This is a genomic window from Enterobacter sp. Taxon_2 (assembly GCF_058355295.1).
Map to the genome: position 1 here is coordinate 1,650,539 of NZ_CM178024.1, position 15,068 is coordinate 1,665,606.

16 protein-coding genes and 1 riboswitch are annotated in these 15,068 nt (G+C 59.1%); of the genes, 13 read left to right on the forward strand and 3 right to left on the reverse strand.

Annotation, left to right across the window (positions count from 1 at the left end; translation table 11 throughout):
• Positions 1-14: 14 nt before the first annotated feature.
• Positions 15-1,403 carry a methylaspartate mutase accessory protein GlmL gene (gene glmL, locus AC4IC4_RS07670; RefSeq protein ID WP_208763710.1) on the reverse strand — a complete coding sequence of 463 codons (1,389 nt, stop codon included), beginning with the start codon at positions 1,401-1,403 and terminating at the stop codon, positions 15-17.
• Positions 1,403-1,852: a methylaspartate mutase subunit S gene (gene glmS / locus AC4IC4_RS07675; protein WP_024907732.1), complete on the reverse strand. Its 450-nt coding sequence runs from the start codon at positions 1,850-1,852 to the stop codon at positions 1,403-1,405. The genes glmL and glmS overlap by 1 nt, the downstream gene beginning before the upstream one ends.
• A gap of 518 nt (positions 1,853-2,370) precedes the next feature.
• On the opposite strand from glmS, the gene cobA reads away from it, so the two are divergent.
• The 3 genes from cobA to AC4IC4_RS07690 are packed head-to-tail and all read left to right on the forward strand — an operon-like array spanning position 2,371 to position 4,902.
• Entirely contained in the window at positions 2,371-3,141 is a 771-nt protein-coding gene (gene cobA, locus AC4IC4_RS07680; RefSeq protein ID WP_024907731.1) for a uroporphyrinogen-III C-methyltransferase, read from the forward strand.
• 38 nt (positions 3,142-3,179) lie between these two features.
• Positions 3,180-4,250, forward strand: coding sequence for a threonine-phosphate decarboxylase CobD (gene cobD / locus AC4IC4_RS07685; RefSeq protein ID WP_491472474.1), 1,071 nt, complete (start codon positions 3,180-3,182; stop codon positions 4,248-4,250).
• 4 nt (positions 4,251-4,254) lie between these two features.
• Positions 4,255-4,902: a precorrin-2 dehydrogenase/sirohydrochlorin ferrochelatase family protein gene (locus AC4IC4_RS07690; RefSeq protein WP_491472475.1), complete on the forward strand. Its 648-nt coding sequence runs from the start codon at positions 4,255-4,257 to the stop codon at positions 4,900-4,902.
• Here the strand turns inward: AC4IC4_RS07690 and AC4IC4_RS07695 are convergent.
• The gene (locus AC4IC4_RS07695) at positions 4,894-5,760 is read right to left on the reverse strand and encodes an L-threonine kinase (protein WP_491472476.1); all 867 of its coding nucleotides are present in this window, start codon (positions 5,758-5,760) and stop codon (positions 4,894-4,896) included. The genes AC4IC4_RS07690 and AC4IC4_RS07695 overlap by 9 nt on opposite strands.
• 444 nt (positions 5,761-6,204) lie before the next feature.
• Positions 6,205-6,380: riboswitch (cobalamin riboswitch) on the forward strand.
• Between the two features lie 100 nt (positions 6,381-6,480).
• Here AC4IC4_RS07695 and AC4IC4_RS07700 point away from each other — a divergent pair.
• The 10 genes from AC4IC4_RS07700 to AC4IC4_RS07745 are packed head-to-tail and all read left to right on the forward strand — an operon-like array spanning position 6,481 to position 15,064.
• On the forward strand, positions 6,481-7,860 hold the full coding sequence (locus tag AC4IC4_RS07700; protein WP_491472477.1) for a cobyrinic acid a,c-diamide synthase CobB: 1,380 nt from the start codon (positions 6,481-6,483) through the stop codon (positions 7,858-7,860).
• Positions 7,857-8,816: an adenosylcobinamide-phosphate synthase CbiB gene (gene cbiB / locus AC4IC4_RS07705; protein WP_491472478.1), complete on the forward strand. Its 960-nt coding sequence runs from the start codon at positions 7,857-7,859 to the stop codon at positions 8,814-8,816. The genes AC4IC4_RS07700 and cbiB overlap by 4 nt, the downstream gene beginning before the upstream one ends.
• Before the next feature lie 12 nt (positions 8,817-8,828).
• Complete coding sequence (locus AC4IC4_RS07710; protein WP_316498431.1) at positions 8,829-9,461, forward strand: cobalt-precorrin-8 methylmutase; 633 nt, start codon at positions 8,829-8,831, stop codon at positions 9,459-9,461.
• Positions 9,458-10,597 (forward strand): cobalt-precorrin-5B (C(1))-methyltransferase CbiD, encoded by a 1,140-nt coding sequence (cbiD, locus tag AC4IC4_RS07715; RefSeq protein WP_491472479.1) that lies wholly within the window; start codon positions 9,458-9,460, stop codon positions 10,595-10,597. Before AC4IC4_RS07710 ends, cbiD begins: the two co-directional genes overlap by 4 nt.
• Positions 10,591-11,196: a cobalt-precorrin-7 (C(5))-methyltransferase gene (locus AC4IC4_RS07720; protein WP_090417456.1), complete on the forward strand. Its 606-nt coding sequence runs from the start codon at positions 10,591-10,593 to the stop codon at positions 11,194-11,196. The genes cbiD and AC4IC4_RS07720 overlap by 7 nt, the downstream gene beginning before the upstream one ends.
• On the forward strand, positions 11,186-11,755 hold the full coding sequence (locus AC4IC4_RS07725; RefSeq protein WP_024907722.1) for a decarboxylating cobalt-precorrin-6B (C(15))-methyltransferase: 570 nt from the start codon (positions 11,186-11,188) through the stop codon (positions 11,753-11,755). The genes AC4IC4_RS07720 and AC4IC4_RS07725 overlap by 11 nt, the downstream gene beginning before the upstream one ends.
• Positions 11,748-12,521: a cobalt-precorrin-4 methyltransferase gene (locus AC4IC4_RS07730; RefSeq protein ID WP_208763720.1), complete on the forward strand. Its 774-nt coding sequence runs from the start codon at positions 11,748-11,750 to the stop codon at positions 12,519-12,521. The genes AC4IC4_RS07725 and AC4IC4_RS07730 overlap by 8 nt, the downstream gene beginning before the upstream one ends.
• Positions 12,502-13,557, forward strand: coding sequence for a cobalt-precorrin 5A hydrolase (gene cbiG, locus AC4IC4_RS07735; protein ID WP_491472480.1), 1,056 nt, complete (start codon positions 12,502-12,504; stop codon positions 13,555-13,557). Before AC4IC4_RS07730 ends, cbiG begins: the two co-directional genes overlap by 20 nt.
• Complete coding sequence (locus AC4IC4_RS07740) at positions 13,557-14,282, forward strand: precorrin-3B C(17)-methyltransferase (protein ID WP_024908221.1); 726 nt, start codon at positions 13,557-13,559, stop codon at positions 14,280-14,282. The genes cbiG and AC4IC4_RS07740 overlap by 1 nt, the downstream gene beginning before the upstream one ends.
• Positions 14,279-15,064 carry a cobalt-precorrin-6A reductase gene (locus AC4IC4_RS07745; RefSeq protein ID WP_491472481.1) on the forward strand — a complete coding sequence of 262 codons (786 nt, stop codon included), beginning with the start codon at positions 14,279-14,281 and terminating at the stop codon, positions 15,062-15,064. The genes AC4IC4_RS07740 and AC4IC4_RS07745 overlap by 4 nt, the downstream gene beginning before the upstream one ends.
• Positions 15,065-15,068 lie beyond the last annotated feature (4 nt).

Here is a 15,068-nt window from a genome sequence, read left to right on the forward strand (position 1 = left end):
TGCTGCCTTAGGTTTTATAGGGTTAAACATTGAATACTGGTGCGAGCCGCCGCCTGCGGGTCCAGCCTGGCGACGTTCGCCAGCAGAGGAAGCAGACCTTTTGCATCGCGGTAATAGTCAAACTGCCCGGGTAAAAGAACGCGTCTGCTGCTGTCGTCCAGCTCGCGGTACTTCAGCCAGCGGTGAATGTCGAACTGGCTGGCGCGGGAGAGCCATCCTCCGGAACCCACCACTTTGCGCACGGTGGTCAGATCGCGCCCCATCTGCAAATCGACGTTGCCTACGCAGGTACAGACCTGTTTTTTGGTGCCGGCATGGCGCTCGCTGGCGTACCCCACGCACAGCCCGGCCAGCAGCGTGTCGAAATGCTTTTCTTCTTCGGTAGCAGGGAGGTAGTCCGGATGCGCGACCAGATGGCGCAGATAGCCATAGAACGCTTCCCTGCGCTGAGGCTGGTGGGCGAACACCGCGTTCACCAGTTCCTGCGTACTTTCGCCAACCACCACCGCCGAGACGCGCATGCCGAGGTCGCCCTCTACGGTGCGTTTCACAAACGGCTCAGGCACGCCGTGCAGGACGGTATCCGGGGAGAGCATGTTGGCGCTGGCGGAATAGACGTCGGTGGTGGCTCCGCCCATGTCGATCAGCATGAATTCTTTCCACGCGCTGTCGACATCGCTGATCGCTTTCACCAGCTCGTAGACGGTCCACGGCGTGGGCATCGGCTCTTCGCCAGTTTCCCCGACGATAACGTCCAGCCCTTTCCCCTTCACGATGCGGGAGAGAAAGACATCGCAGATAGCCTTGCGGGCGGCATACGGATTCGGGTGATCGAGGTCAGGCAAAACGTTGTCGACCACGATCAGATCTTTGTGGCCAAGAATGGCCTGCACGTCGTCCTGAATATCGCGATTTCCGGCGTAAATAATGGCGCAGTCCAGCGTTGACGCAGCCAGCGCGCGGGCATTGGCCAGTCCGTAGCTCTCTTCGCCGCCGTCCGTACCGCCCGTGAACAGCAGAATGTCCGGCGGGGAGTCCTCCAGCGCCTGGATATCGTGACGGTTCAGTTTGTACGAGTAGTACTGGGCGATTTTGGCACCCGCTGAATGGGCGGTGACTTTGGCTGATTCCAGGGTTATTGACGGCACCAGACCCATTGCGGCAACGGCGAGCCCGCCTTTCGCCGACGACGAGTATTTCAGCGTAACGTCCCCGCTGTTCAGCAACGGTCGCGCATCGGCAACGTTTAGCACCTGGTTCAGGCTGGTAAAGAAACCCTCCGCCAGATGGTGGGTCGTCGTCGGGGTCAGAACGTGGTTGACCAACGTTAACGCATCACCCTCCGGCGTGAAGAGTGCGGCTTTGGTCCACGTCGAGCCAATGTCGACTGAGACGATTTGCATCAGAAGCCCTCTTCAAGACAGAGCTCTTCAACGCGCTGACGCTGTTGTATATCGTTCGCCATCAGCTGACAGACGTCTTCCAGGTCGTGGCTCGGAGCGAACACGCGGTTGAAACCCATCTCTTTGAATTTGGCTTCGACATCGGCGAAATCGTGCTTACCCACCACAAGGTTACCGCCAACAAAAAGCAGAATGTCGCCGATACCGCGTTCGATGCAGCGCTCGCGCAGCCCCAGGCAGTCGATGTCGCCATGGCCGTAGATGGATGAAACGACAATAGCATCAGCACCCGTTTCGATGGCCGCATCAATATATTCATCCTGGCTCACCATCACACCAAGATTGATGACGTGAAAATCATGGGAAGTAAAAACACGATCCAGAACTTTATTGCCTACCGCATGGCAGTCAGCACCAATGACGCCAATAACAAGTGTTGATTTTTTCATGGGTAATCCTCTGTAGGGCTGATAGTGAAAATAAAATGGGTATTAAAAACGGTTAATGTACATTGGGTCTGTTAATGGTGTTGGAGTGTGTTTTGAAGACGAAGTGGATGCAATTGATCTATTTTCAAAAAATCCTTCCAAAAATGATGATGGTAATGATGTCGCATTGAAACGTGTTTCATATCAGTTACTTGTGTGCGCTTTATTTTAGGGTTGATATTTATCTGTAAACGTCGCTGACAAAACCGTTTTAATATTTGTGATCGCGCGCCTGTTTTATTGCTGAAGGCGATTTATATGTTTTTTTTAGCATGATGACCAAAGCAATAATGTCGTAATGGCAGAGGGAAGGCGGTATTCACTGTTTTATTGATATTGGTCATAAACGCCATTCGTAAAATTAAGAAAGAGTGATAAATACATCAAATTTTTGACGTGTGGAGGGGATGTATAATTCAGCACTAATTTTAATTACCCGCTTTCTTGCGTCTTTAAATATTTAATCTGAGGATATAACGATGAGTAAAGGGAAGGTTTGGCTTGTAGGGGCAGGGCCTGGCGATGCGTCTTTGATTACGGTAAAAGGTCTGCACTGTATCCGCCATGCGGAGGTGATTGTTCACGATCGCCTGGTAAACCCTGAACTTCTGGCTCAGGCTCCGGCAGGCTGTCTGATTATTGATGTCGGTAAAACCCCAAGCCATCATCCGGTGCCTCAGGAACAAATCAATGCCCTGCTGGTCAAGCATGCCGGGGAAGGGCGGCAGGTGGTGCGCCTGAAAGGCGGGGACCCCTACGTTTTTGGCCGCGGGGGCGAAGAGGCCGAGCAGCTGGCGAAAGACGGCCTGACGTTCGAAATTGTGCCGGGGATCAGTTCCGCAATTGGCGGACTGGCCTATGCCGGGATCCCGGTCACGCACCGTCATTACGCCTCCAGCTTTCATATTGTGACCGGTCATATGTGCCAGGGGAACGACCCGCAAAACTGGCATGCCCTGGCGCAAATCAACGGAACGCTGATCGTTCTGATGGGAATGACGCGGCTGACGGAAATCTGCCAGCAGCTCATCGAGGGAGGCATGTCCGCTGAAACGCCGGTGGCGGTGGTAATGTATGCCAGCCAGTCTCGTCAGCAGATCGCCAAAGGTACGCTGACCGATATTCACCTCGAGGTTGAACGTCAAAAACTGCATGCTCCGGCGCTTATCGTCATTGGTGAGGTGGTCAGCCTGCAGGAGATACTGGCATTTACCGCATCACATATCGCGCTGAATCAGGTTGTTGTCTGATGTTATCCTGACATTTTCGAAATGGACGAGTGAAACGAATGAGTGAGCATGGTGGTAACGTTCTGGAAACGGGGCTGCAGTTGGGGATCGATCCCGAGCTGCTGGTGGACTTTAGCGCGAACATCAATCCGTTAGGGCTGCCCGATCGCGTCAGGTCGCTCATTGTGTCCCATCTGGATATCATCATGCAGTACCCGGACGTTGAATACCGCCATCTTCATCAGGCGCTGGCCAGCGCCAGTCAGTGTGACTATGACCAGACGATTGCCGGGAATGGCGAAACGGAGCTGATCTATGGCCTGGTGCGAACGCTTGCCCCTCGCCGGGCGATGCTGCTGGTACCGGGCTTCGCCGAATATCGCCGGGCATTACAGCAGCAGGGTTGCGAGATAATTGACCATGCGCTGAGTGAGCAGAACGGGTTCCAGGTGGATGTTTCCATACTGGACGCCGTTCGCGCGCACAGGCCCGATTGCCTGTTCATCGCGACGCCAAACAACCCTACCGGACTCATGCCTGATGCCGGTCTTCTCGACCGGCTGGCCTCGCTGTGCGAATCGCTGCAGATTGCGCTGATTGTGGATGAGGCGTTCATCGATTTTCTGCCGCAGGGCTCCACGCTGGCGCCGCGGCTGGCGGAGGCACGCTATCTTTACCTGCTGCGATCCCTGACCAAGTTTTTTGCTATTCCCGGGCTGCGCCTTGGGTATCTGCTGAGCGGCAATACGCAAACCATTCGCCAGCTGAAACGCACCCGTGAGCCCTGGTCCGTGAATGCCTTCTCGGCGCTTGTGGGGCAACATTTGCTGTCGGATGAGGACTATATTGCTCGCAGCCACGCCTTTATCGCCCGGGAGCGGGATTTCCTGTGGCAGGCGATGGCGCGCTTTTCATCGCTGGCGGTCTGGAAGCCGCAGGCCAACTTTATTTTCTTCCGCTGTCTGCGTCCGGGTTTCGACCTGAAGGCGGCGCTGCTCGGCCATCACATCCTTATCCGCCACTGCGAAAACTATCCAGGGCTCGATCGCGACTACTACCGGATTGCCGTGCGTACCGAGGCGGAGAACCGCCGGTTTATTGACGCGCTGACTCACGTTTTACAAGGCTAAGGCGATGGACTATTTCCCGATTTTTTGCAACCTGAAGGGGAAACGCTGCCTGATCGTCGGTGGCGGGCAGGTGGCGACGCATAAGGCGAAGGGGCTGCTGGCCGCCGGGGCTGTGCTGCATCTGGTTGCGCCCACCCTGACGCCGGAACTCGCCAGCCTGCACGCGAGCGGTGACATCGAGTGGTTTCCGGTGATGTTTTCGCCGCAGTATCTGCAATCGTGCTGGCTGGTCATTGCCGCGACCAGCGATCCGCAGGTGAACCGTCAGGTCGCCGCGGCCGCCAGCGCGGAGCGTATCTTTTGCAATGTCACGGACGACCCTTCTGCTGCCACCTTTATCTCACCGGCCATCATCGACCATTCGCCGGTCATTATTGCGCTGAGCTGCGGGGGCAACGCGCCGGTGTACAGCAAGATCCTCAAAGCGCATGTCGCCGCCCACCTTCCTCCGGGCATGCGGGAAAGCGTGCGGCTGGCGGGGACGCTGCGTGAACGGATTAATCGCGCTTGCGGTGACCGGGAGCGCAAGCGTGCATTTTGGGCCGCGTTCTTCCGGCATGCTCCGCTGCAGCAGGCTTTAGCGCAGGAGCACGAGCAAGAGGTCAGGCAGCAGGTTGAGTGGCTCATTCAGCACTGGCTGCTGTCAGAGTAGCGTCACGCCGCCTTTTACCATCCGCAGCAGGTGTTGTTCAGGCCAGTGGCGGGTGAGCTGTTTTTTTACCAGCAGCCATTTCACATAATCGACATCGTCTTTATTTCTGTCCAACATCAGACCCACGACGCTACCGCTGTGCGCCACGTTCACCCCGTAAATACCGCACTCCTCCACCAGTGAGAGCAGTGCGTCAAAATCCGGTTTAGGCAACAGCGTCTGGCTGGCAATGGCGCTGAGGGTGGCCGCTTCGCCCATCCGATAAGGGTTTTGCGTTATGCAGGACTCCTGGACTTTTTCCCACGCGCTTTTCAGCGCTGGCGCACCGGCCAGTAGCCCCGCCTGACGCGGGATGCGGTGGTAATCTGCCGTACGCAGCGTTTGCGGACTTTCCAGAACGAGCAGGTCGAGAGCGGGCTGGGCGTTGCAGGCGATCTGCGTGGAAGCGTCGTTATGGTCGAAAAGGGTCAACTGGCGAAACACGGTGCTGTCGGTGGGTTCGAGCGAAACGCAAAGCGTTGCCAGCGTGCTTTCGTCGAGCTGACGCCCCAGATGGTGGGCGGTGGCGACGGCGGTGGCGGCAATATCCGCGGTGCTGCTGGCCATCCCTTTGGCAACCGGGATGGTCGAGTGCACGTCAATGCGGATATCCTGGCTTAGCTGCGCCGGGTAGTGCCAGTGCTGCAACAATCGCTCGACCATCGCGCGCGACAGCGGGCGTTCATCCGCCACGGGTGAGCCGTGGCTCACCTCAACGGTGCTGTACCATTCGACAGGGCAGGAGACCAGCTTCTCACTGTCCAAAATCCAGCCCTGGATAAGCTCACCGCACGACGCGGGGCATTGCGCAACAGCCACGTTTCCACCTTACTGGTCAGAAATTTCTGGAGCATAGTGTCATGAGGATATTCCTCTTACCTTGATATACCGCAAATTATAGCCTCCATATTATTCTGCGAACCTGCTGAACGCGTAATGCATCAATGAAATCACACTGACTTACGTTGAACAGCAATATTATGTTTTTGCCGGGCTTTAATATCCTGATGAATTTTGATCACAATAAAATGAAAAAATATCAAGTAGTGCAATAACTTGTCATAGAACAATAAATATTGAGATTTTAAGCGTGATTATCTTTGCTTTTTATTTTTTGTGATAAAACGTTGAGTTATTGAGAAAGGCGTCAATTATTCTGGCGCCACGTTTTACTCAGCATGGTTTTCATTTGCGGTTAAGTAATTGCCTAAGGTGAATTGAAACGCCGTAAATAGCATTGCTGTTTTGAGAACGAACTCTTTCTCATAATGTAAGCCGACAGGTTTTGCCACATTTGTGGCAGGGAAGGGGGTGACAATCCCCCGCAGCCCCCGCTGCTGTGATGCTGACGACCCCGTAATGACCACTGATCGCGAGATTGGGAAGGACGGGCGAGGAAGACGCTAAGCCAGAAGACCTGCCTGTCGGGAACGTTCAACAACTTCGGTGGGAAGTGGGTTGTACTGATGCATCATACAGTCGAAAGACTGGGACGACGTGTATCTATACCTCCCAACCACCCTGGACAGGATCGGGGTCATGGCGGCAAAGCAGTACGCGTTTGTTCTGGCAGGTACCGGAAGCGGTTGTGGTAAAACCACGGTGACGCTTGGCCTGTTGAGTCTGTTAAAACAGCGTGGATTACGCGTCCAGCCGTATAAAGTGGGCCCTGACTATCTTGATACCGGCTGGCATACCAAAGTCAGCGGCACCTCCTCCCGCAACCTCGACAGCTTCATGCTTCCTGAGCCAATACTCAACGCGCTGTTTTGCGAGCATATGCAGCAGGCGGATATCGCGGTCATTGAAGGCGTGATGGGGCTGTATGACGGCTACGGCACCGATCCGAACTATTGCAGCACCGCCGCGATGGCAAAACAGCTGGGCTGTCCGGTGGTTCTGCTGGTGGACGGCAAGGCGGTATCTACGTCGATTGCCGCGACCGTAATGGGCTTTCAGCGGTTCGATCCTACCCTCAATATTGCCGGGGTGATTGTCAATCGCGTCAACAGCGAATCACATTATCAGCTGCTCAAAACGGCCATTGAGCACTACTGCACGCTACCCGTCCTGGGCTATGTGCCGCACGTTGAGGGCGTCGGTTTGCCCGAGCGCCATCTTGGGTTGGTCACCGCCCGGGAGTCGGCCGCGGACCCGCAGACCTGGCAAAATTTTGCCGCCATTCTCGAACGTACGCTGGATATCGAACAACTTCTCGCGCTCAGCCAGATGGCGTCGCTGCCGCAGGGCGCCTGGCCCGTGCGCCCTGACGGGGACGCCGGGCGCGGGTTAACGCTCGCGATGGCCGATGACGAGGCCTTCAACTTCTATTACCCGGATAACATCACGCTGCTTGAACGTTCCGGGGTCGACATTATCCGCTTTAGCCCGCTGCGCGATAGCCGCTTACCTGACTGCCAGATGGTCTGGCTCGGGGGCGGTTACCCGGAGCTGCATGCGGCACAGCTTGCGGAAAACACCGCGATGCTCGCCAGCCTGCGGGAGGCGCATCGGTGCGGGGTGGCGATCTACGCCGAGTGCGGTGGGCTGATGTACCTCGGCAGCACGCTGGAAGATAGCGAGGGGGTCACCCACCGGATGGCCAATATTATCCCCGGCCACAGCAGGATGGGTAAACGGCTGACCCGTTTTGGCTATTGTGAGGCGCAGGCGCGCCAGCCCACGCTGCTGGCCGATAGCGGGGAGGTGCTGCGTGGGCATGAGTTTCACTATTCCGATTTCTCCCCCCAAACCCCTGCGGTACTGGCGTGCCGCAAAGTGCGCGATGGCGTGACGATGCAGGAATGGGCGGGTGGCTGGCAGGTTGGCAACACGTTCGCAAGCTACCTGCACCTCCACTTTGCCCAACGCCCCATGATGCTCAGCCGCTGGCTGACGGCGGCGAGGGGGGCGCTATGACCCTGATGGCATGGTGCGTCGCGTGGTTGCTCGATGTCATCATCGGCGACCCGCAACGCTGGCCGCATCCGGTGCGCTGGATAGGCAACCTGATCAATGCGGTGCAGCGGGGTGTTCGCCGCTGCTGCCATAGCGACGCGGCGTTACGCATTGGCGGCGGCGTCATGTGGCTGGCCGTCGTGGGGCTGACCTGGGGCATAGCCTGGGGCGTGCTGGCGTTCGGACGGTGGGTGCATCCCTGGCTGGGCTGGGCGATTGAGGTGTGGATGATGTTTACCGTGCTGGCCGGGCGCAGTCTGGCAAACGCCGCGCAGGACGTTGAACGCCCGCTGCGGGCAGGCGACCTTGATGAAAGCCGCGAAAAGCTCTCCTGGATAGTGGGGCGCGATACCTCTCAGCTTCAGCCGGAACAGATCAACCGGGCGGTGGTGGAGACCGTCGCGGAGAACACGGTCGACGGCGTTATCGCCCCGCTGTTCTTCCTCCTGCTGGGCGGTGCGCCGCTGGCGATGGCCTATAAGGCGGTGAATACCCTCGATTCAATGGTGGGCTACAAGCATGAAAAATACCGCGCGATCGGCATGGTCAGCGCCCGTATGGATGACGTGGCGAACGCTATCCCCGCGCGCCTGAGCTGGCTCTTGCTGAGCGTTGCGGCGTGGCTATGCCGCGAGGATCCCTCCCGCGCGCTGCGCGTCGGCTGGCGCGACCGCTATAACCACAGCAGCCCCAACTGCGCGTGGGCTGAAGCGACGGTTGCCGGTGCGCTGGGCATCCGGCTTGGCGGACCCAACACCTATTTTGGCCAGCGCGTGGAAAAGCCGTGGATCGGCGACGCGCTGCGCCCGATTGCGGTAGACGACATTTCCCGAACGATTCGACTGATGTGGGTTTCCTCCACCCTGGCGCTGGCGCTGTTTATCGCAGCACGCTGGCTGATGGCTGGCGTGGCCTGAGGAGAGTAAAAAATGCAATACATCCAGCAACCCCAGGCGATTGAAGCCAAAAGTTTCGACATCATTGGCGAGATCGTTCGCGAAACGCGGCCGGAGTACCGGTTCGCCAGCCCGCTGCATGAGGCGATCGTCAAGCGGGTGATCCATACCACCGCAGATTTTGACTGGCTGGATATTCTCTGGTTTTCAGATGACGCGCTGGAGCAGCTTTGCGCGGCGCTCCGTCGCCCGTCCGTTATCTATACCGATACCACGATGGCGCTCTCCGGGATCAACAAAACGCTGCTGTCCACATTCGGGGGCGAATGCCGCTGCTATATCAGCGACCCGCGGGTGGTGGCGCAGGCAAAGGCCCAGGGAATCACCCGCTCGATGGCGGCCGTGGATATCGCGGTGACGGAAGAGAGCGAGAAGATCTTTGTCTTTGGCAATGCGCCCACGGCGCTGTTTCGCCTGCTTGAGCATGATGTTGCCGTCAGCGGCGTGGTGGGCGTCCCGGTGGGGTTTGTGGGGGCGGCGGAATCGAAAGAGGCGCTGACGCACAGCCATCTGCCCGCGATTGCGGCACTCGGGCGCAAAGGCGGCAGCAATGTGGCGGCGGCGATTGTGAACGCCATGCTCTATTACCTGCAGGGGGCGCGATGAGCGATTCCACCTTCGATGCCCCGGTATGGCATAACGGGAAGGCATTACGTAAAGGCTACACCACCGGCTCCTGTGCGACCGCGGCAGCGAAAGTCGCCGCACTGATGGTGCTGCGCCAGCACCTGATTCATCAGGTCTCCATTGTGACACCCTCCGGCGTCACGCTGTGTCTGAACGTGGAATCGCCGCACATTGAAGGGCAGCAGGCGATTGCGGCCATCCGCAAAGACGGCGGTGATGACGTTGACGCCACCCACGGCATGCTGATTTTCGCCCGTGTGACGCTCAACGACAGCGGTGAGATTACGCTGGCGGGCGGCGAAGGCGTGGGGACCGTGACGCGCAAAGGCATTGGCCTGGCTATCGGCAGCGCGGCGATCAACCGCACGCCGCGTCACACCATTGAGTCCGCCGTGCGCGAGGCGATTGGCCCGACGCGCGGGGCCAACGTGGAAATCTTCGCCCCTGAAGGCGAAGAGCGTGCGCAGAAAACCTACAACTCACGCCTCGGGATCCTGGGCGGTATTTCGATCATCGGCACCACCGGCATTGTCACGCCGATGTCAGAGGAGAGCTGGAAACGCTCGCTTTCTCTGGAGCTGGAGATTAAACGCGCGGCCGGGCTGGAGCGGGTCGTGCTGGTGCCGGGCAATCATGGCGAGCGCTTTGTGCGCGAGCAGATGGGCATTGATCAAGATGTCGTGGTCACCATGAGCAACTTTGTCGGCTACATGATCGAAGAGGCGGTGCGGCTGGGGTTTCGCCAGATAGTGCTGGTCGGCCATCCCGGCAAGCTCATCAAAATTGCCGCCGGGATATTCCACACCCACAGCCATATCGCCGATGCGCGCATGGAAACGCTGGTGGCGCATCTGGCGCTGCTCGGTGCGCCGCTGGAATTACTCACCGTCGTCAGCGAGTGCGATACCACCGAAGCGGCGATGGAACACATCGAAACCTGGGGTTTTCAGGCGCTTTACAGCCATCTCGCCGAACGGATCTGCCTGCGCGTAATGCAGATGCTGCGCTTTACCAAAAATCCGCCGACCTGTGACGCCATTCTGTTTTCCTTTGATAACCAGGTGCTGGGCAGCAACCGCCCGGTCGAGGCGATTGCCCGGGCGCTGCAATGTTAACGGTCGTGGGAATGGGGCCTGCGGGATTGCGCCTGATGACGCCCGCCGCGCGTGAAGCTATCGATCGCGCCGATGCGCTGGTCGGCGGAAAACGCCATCTGCTGCAGTTCCCGGCGTTTTGCGGCGAGACGTTTGTCCTGGGGGCCAACATTCCGGCGCTGCTGGCCTGGGTTGAGGCGCGTCAGGAGAAAAAGGTGGTGATTGTGGCCTCCGGCGATCCGCTCTTTTACGGCATCGGATCGCGGATGGTGGCGCATTTCGGTATGGCGCGCGTGCGCATTATTCCTGGTATCAGCGCGGTGCAGTACCTGTGCGCGCAGGCGGGCATTGATATGAATGAGATGTGGCTCACCAGCAGCCATGGCCGCAGCGTGAACGTTGACGAGCTGGCACGGCATCGCAAAGTGGCGATGGTCACCGATAGCCAGTGCGGGCCGAAAGAGATTGCCGCGCAGCTGGTGGCGCGCGGGAAGGGCCATCGCTGGATGGTGATTGGTGAAAACCTGGCGATGGAAAATGAACGGATCCACTGGCTGCCCGTCAGTGAGGTCAGTGCCGACTATGAGATGAATGCGGTGGTGATCCTCGATGAAAGATGAACTGTTTCTGCGCGGCGAAACGGTGCCGATGACCAAAGAGGCGGTACGCGCGCTGGCCCTCACGAAGCTCGAGCTGCATCGCGCCAGCCACCTGATTGACGTCGGTGCGGGAACCGGGAGCGTGTCGATAGAGGCGGCGCTGCTGTTTCCCTCGCTGCACGTGACGGCCATAGAGCGTAACCCTGCGGCTCTGCAGCTGCTTGCGGAAAATCGCCAGCATTTTGCCTGTCGCAATATCGCGATTTTGCCGGGCGTTGCGCCCTTACCCGTGGCGGATAAGGCCGATGCGGTCTTTATGGGCGGCAGCGGCGGCCATCTGACCTCGCTTATCGACTGGTCCCTGCGCCAGCTACATCCCGGCGGACGTTTGGTGATGACGTTTATCCTGCAGGAAAACCTCACTACCGCGCTGGCCCATCTGCAGCAGATCGGCGTCCAGAACATTGATTGCCTGCAAATGCAGGTCTCCGCGCTGACCCCGCTCGGCAGCGGTCACTATTTCAAACCGAATAATCCCGTTTTTGTTATCGCCTGTCAGAAGGAAGAACACCATGTCTGAGACGTTTGATTCCCGTTGCGTGTGGTTTGTCGGTGCCGGTCCCGGTGACCGTGAGCTTATCACGCTCAAGGGCTACCGGCTGCTGCAGCAGGCGCAGGTGGTTATCTATGCCGGTTCGCTGATCAATACCGAACTGCTGGCGTATTGCCCGCAGGGAGCCGAATGCCACGACAGCGCGGAACTCCATTTAGAACAGATAATCGACCTGATGGCGGCGGGCGTGAAGGCCGGAAAAACGGTGGTACGTCTGCAGACCGGCGATGTCTCGCTCTACGGCTCCGTCCGCGAGCAGGGCGAAGAGCTGACCAAACGCGGCATTGCCTGGCAGGTGGTGCCCGGCGTCAGCGCTTTCCTCGGCGCCGCGGCGGAGCTTGGGGTGGAATACACCGTGCCTGAAGTCTCACAGAGCCTGATTATTACCCGCCTCGAAGGCCGCACGCCGGTGCCGGCGCGTGAACAGCTGGAGTCATTTGCCAGCCATCAGACCTCCATGGCGATTTATCTCTCGGTCCAGCGTATTCACCGGGTGGCGGAACGCCTGATTGAAGGCGGTTATCCGGCCACCACGCCCGTTGCCGTCATTTATAAAGCGACCTGGCCGGAAAGCCACACCGTCCGCGGCACGCTGGCGGATATCGCCGACAAAGTACGCGAGGCGGGGATCCGCAAAACGGCGCTCATTCTGGTCGGGAAGTTCCTGGGCGAGGAGTATCACTACTCAAAACTCTATGCCGCGGATTTTAGCCATGAATACCGTAAAGCCTGAGCCCATCGCGCTGTTTTGCCTGACGCCGGGCGGCGTGCGGCTGGCGAAGCGTCTGGCGGCAATGCTGCCGGTCACCTGCTTTACCAGCGAGGGCCTGCGGGAAGAGGGCTTTATCTCCTTCGACGGCGGCTTTGCCCCGGCGGTGCGCGAGGCGTTCACGCGCTACCCGGCGCTGATTTTTATCGGCGCCACCGGCATTGCGGTGCGCGTTCTGGCGCCACTCATCCACGACAAGCTGAGCGACCCGGCGGTGGTGGTGATCGACGAGCGTGGGCAGCACGTGATTAGCCTGCTTTCCGGCCATGCTGGCGGGGCGAATGCGCTGACCCGCTATCTGGCGGAAATGCTGGGGGCGGATCCGGTGATTACCACCGCCACGGACGTCAACGAGATGGCCGCGCTGGATACCCTTGCCTTCCAGCTGAATGCCCGAATGCGCGATTTCCGAACGACGGTGAAAATCGTCAACCAGATGCTGGTGAGCCATCAGCGGGTAGGGCTGTGGTGGGATGCGGAACTCGACGACGACGTCAGCCGGTGCGATCGGCGCGGGTTTATCACCGTGAGCGACCTGCAGCACCTCCCGGAACTGGATGCGCTGGTGTGTATTACGCTGCGCAACACGATGCCGGAACTGCCGTTACCGCACTGGACGCTGGTTCCCCAGCGGGTCGTGGCGGGCATCGGCTGTCGACGCGACACGCCGTATCCGCTGCTGGCGACCCTGTTGATGCGACAGCTTGCGGCGCAGCAGTTCGACCCGCTGGCGCTGAAAGCGATTGGCAGCGTCTCCCTTAAAAAAGACGAAGCGGGCCTGCTTCAGCTTGCCGCCTGCTGGGGTGTGCCGTTTGAAACCTTTACCGCTGACGCGCTGCGTGAGCACGAACACCGCTTTCCGACTTCACCGTTTGTACGCCAGACGGTTGGGGTGGGGAGCGTCTCGGGACCGGCAGCGTGGCTGCTGAGCCATGGACAACTACGAGGAGAAACCCTGCGCGAACAGGGCGTCACTATCACTTTGGGAGTTTCACACTGATGTTAACCGTAATTGGAATCGGCCCGGGCTCGCAGGCCATGATGACCATGGAAGCCGTAGACGCGCTGCAGGCGGCAGAAATCATCGTTGGCTACAAAACCTATACCCATCTGGTGAAGGCCTTCACCGGCGACAAACAGGTGATCAAAACCGGGATGTGCAAAGAGATTGAACGCTGTCAGGCGGCGATCGAGCTGGCGCAGGCCGGGCATAACGTCGCGCTTATCAGCAGCGGCGACGCCGGTATTTATGGCATGGCGGGGCTGGTGCTGGAACTGGTCAGCAAACAGAAGCTGGACGTTGAGGTTCGCCTGATCCCCGGGATGACGGCCAGTATCGCCGCCGCTTCTCTGCTTGGCGCGCCGCTGATGCACGATTTTTGCCACATCAGCTTAAGCGATCTGCTGACGCCGTGGCCGGTCATTGAAAAACGCATTGTTGCTGCGGGAGAAGCGGACTTCGTCATCTGCTTCTATAACCCGCGCAGCCGGGGTCGCGAGGGCCATCTGGCACGGGCGTTTGAGCTGCTGTCCGCCAGCAAAAGCCCGCAAACGCCGGTAGGGGTAGTGAAGTCTGCCGGGCGCAAAAAGCAGGAGAAGTGGCTGACCACGCTGGGCGACATGGACTTTGAGCCGGTCGATATGACAAGCCTGGTGATCGTCGGAAATAAGGCCACCTATGTGCAGGAGGGGCTGATGATCACACCCCGGGGCTATGTGCTGTGAACTATGGCGACGTGCTGGTCATGGGCGGCACCAGCGATGCCCGCGGGATCTGCCAGCAGCTGGATGCGGCCGGCGTGGCCTACACCCTGTCGGTGGCGACGGCCACCGGGCAGCGACTGGCGGGCGACATTAACGGCCGGGTGCGCTGTGGCCGCCTGGAGCCGCAGCAGATGGTTGACTGGCTTGCGCAAAACAGGACCCGCTGGGTGATTGACGCATCGCATCCCTACGCTGAGGTGGTCAGCCGCAACATCCTGGCGGCCTGTGAAACGGTGGGCGTGTTGCTTAGCCGCTATCAGCGCCCCGAACAGCTCAGCGAGCTGACGCATCCGCTGCTCTACAGCGTGCCGGGCATAGAAGAGGCCTGCGACATCGCGCGGCGGCTGGGCGAACGCGTGCTGTTGACCACCGGCAGTAAAGATCTGGCGCGCTGGCGCGCCGGGCTGCCGGAGAAAACGCTGCTGGCCCGGGTGCTGCCGGTGCCCGAGGTCCTTGAGCAATGCGTCGGGCTTGGCTTTGGCGTTACCGAGATCTTCGCGATGTGCGGGCCATTCAGCGCTGAATTTAACGCGGCGTTTTATCGCCAGTGCCGGGCTGACGTGATGATCACCAAAGCGTCCGGTGCGGAAGGCGGCTATCGGGAAAAGGTTCAACCCTGTCTGGATGCGGGCATCCCCTGCATCGTGATTACACGCCCGGCGCCGCTGGTGACGGGAGAGGAGTTACTGGAAAGTCAGGCCGCATTCGCCGGGCGCTTAGCCCGCTGGCTGGCCGCTGATTAAGGAG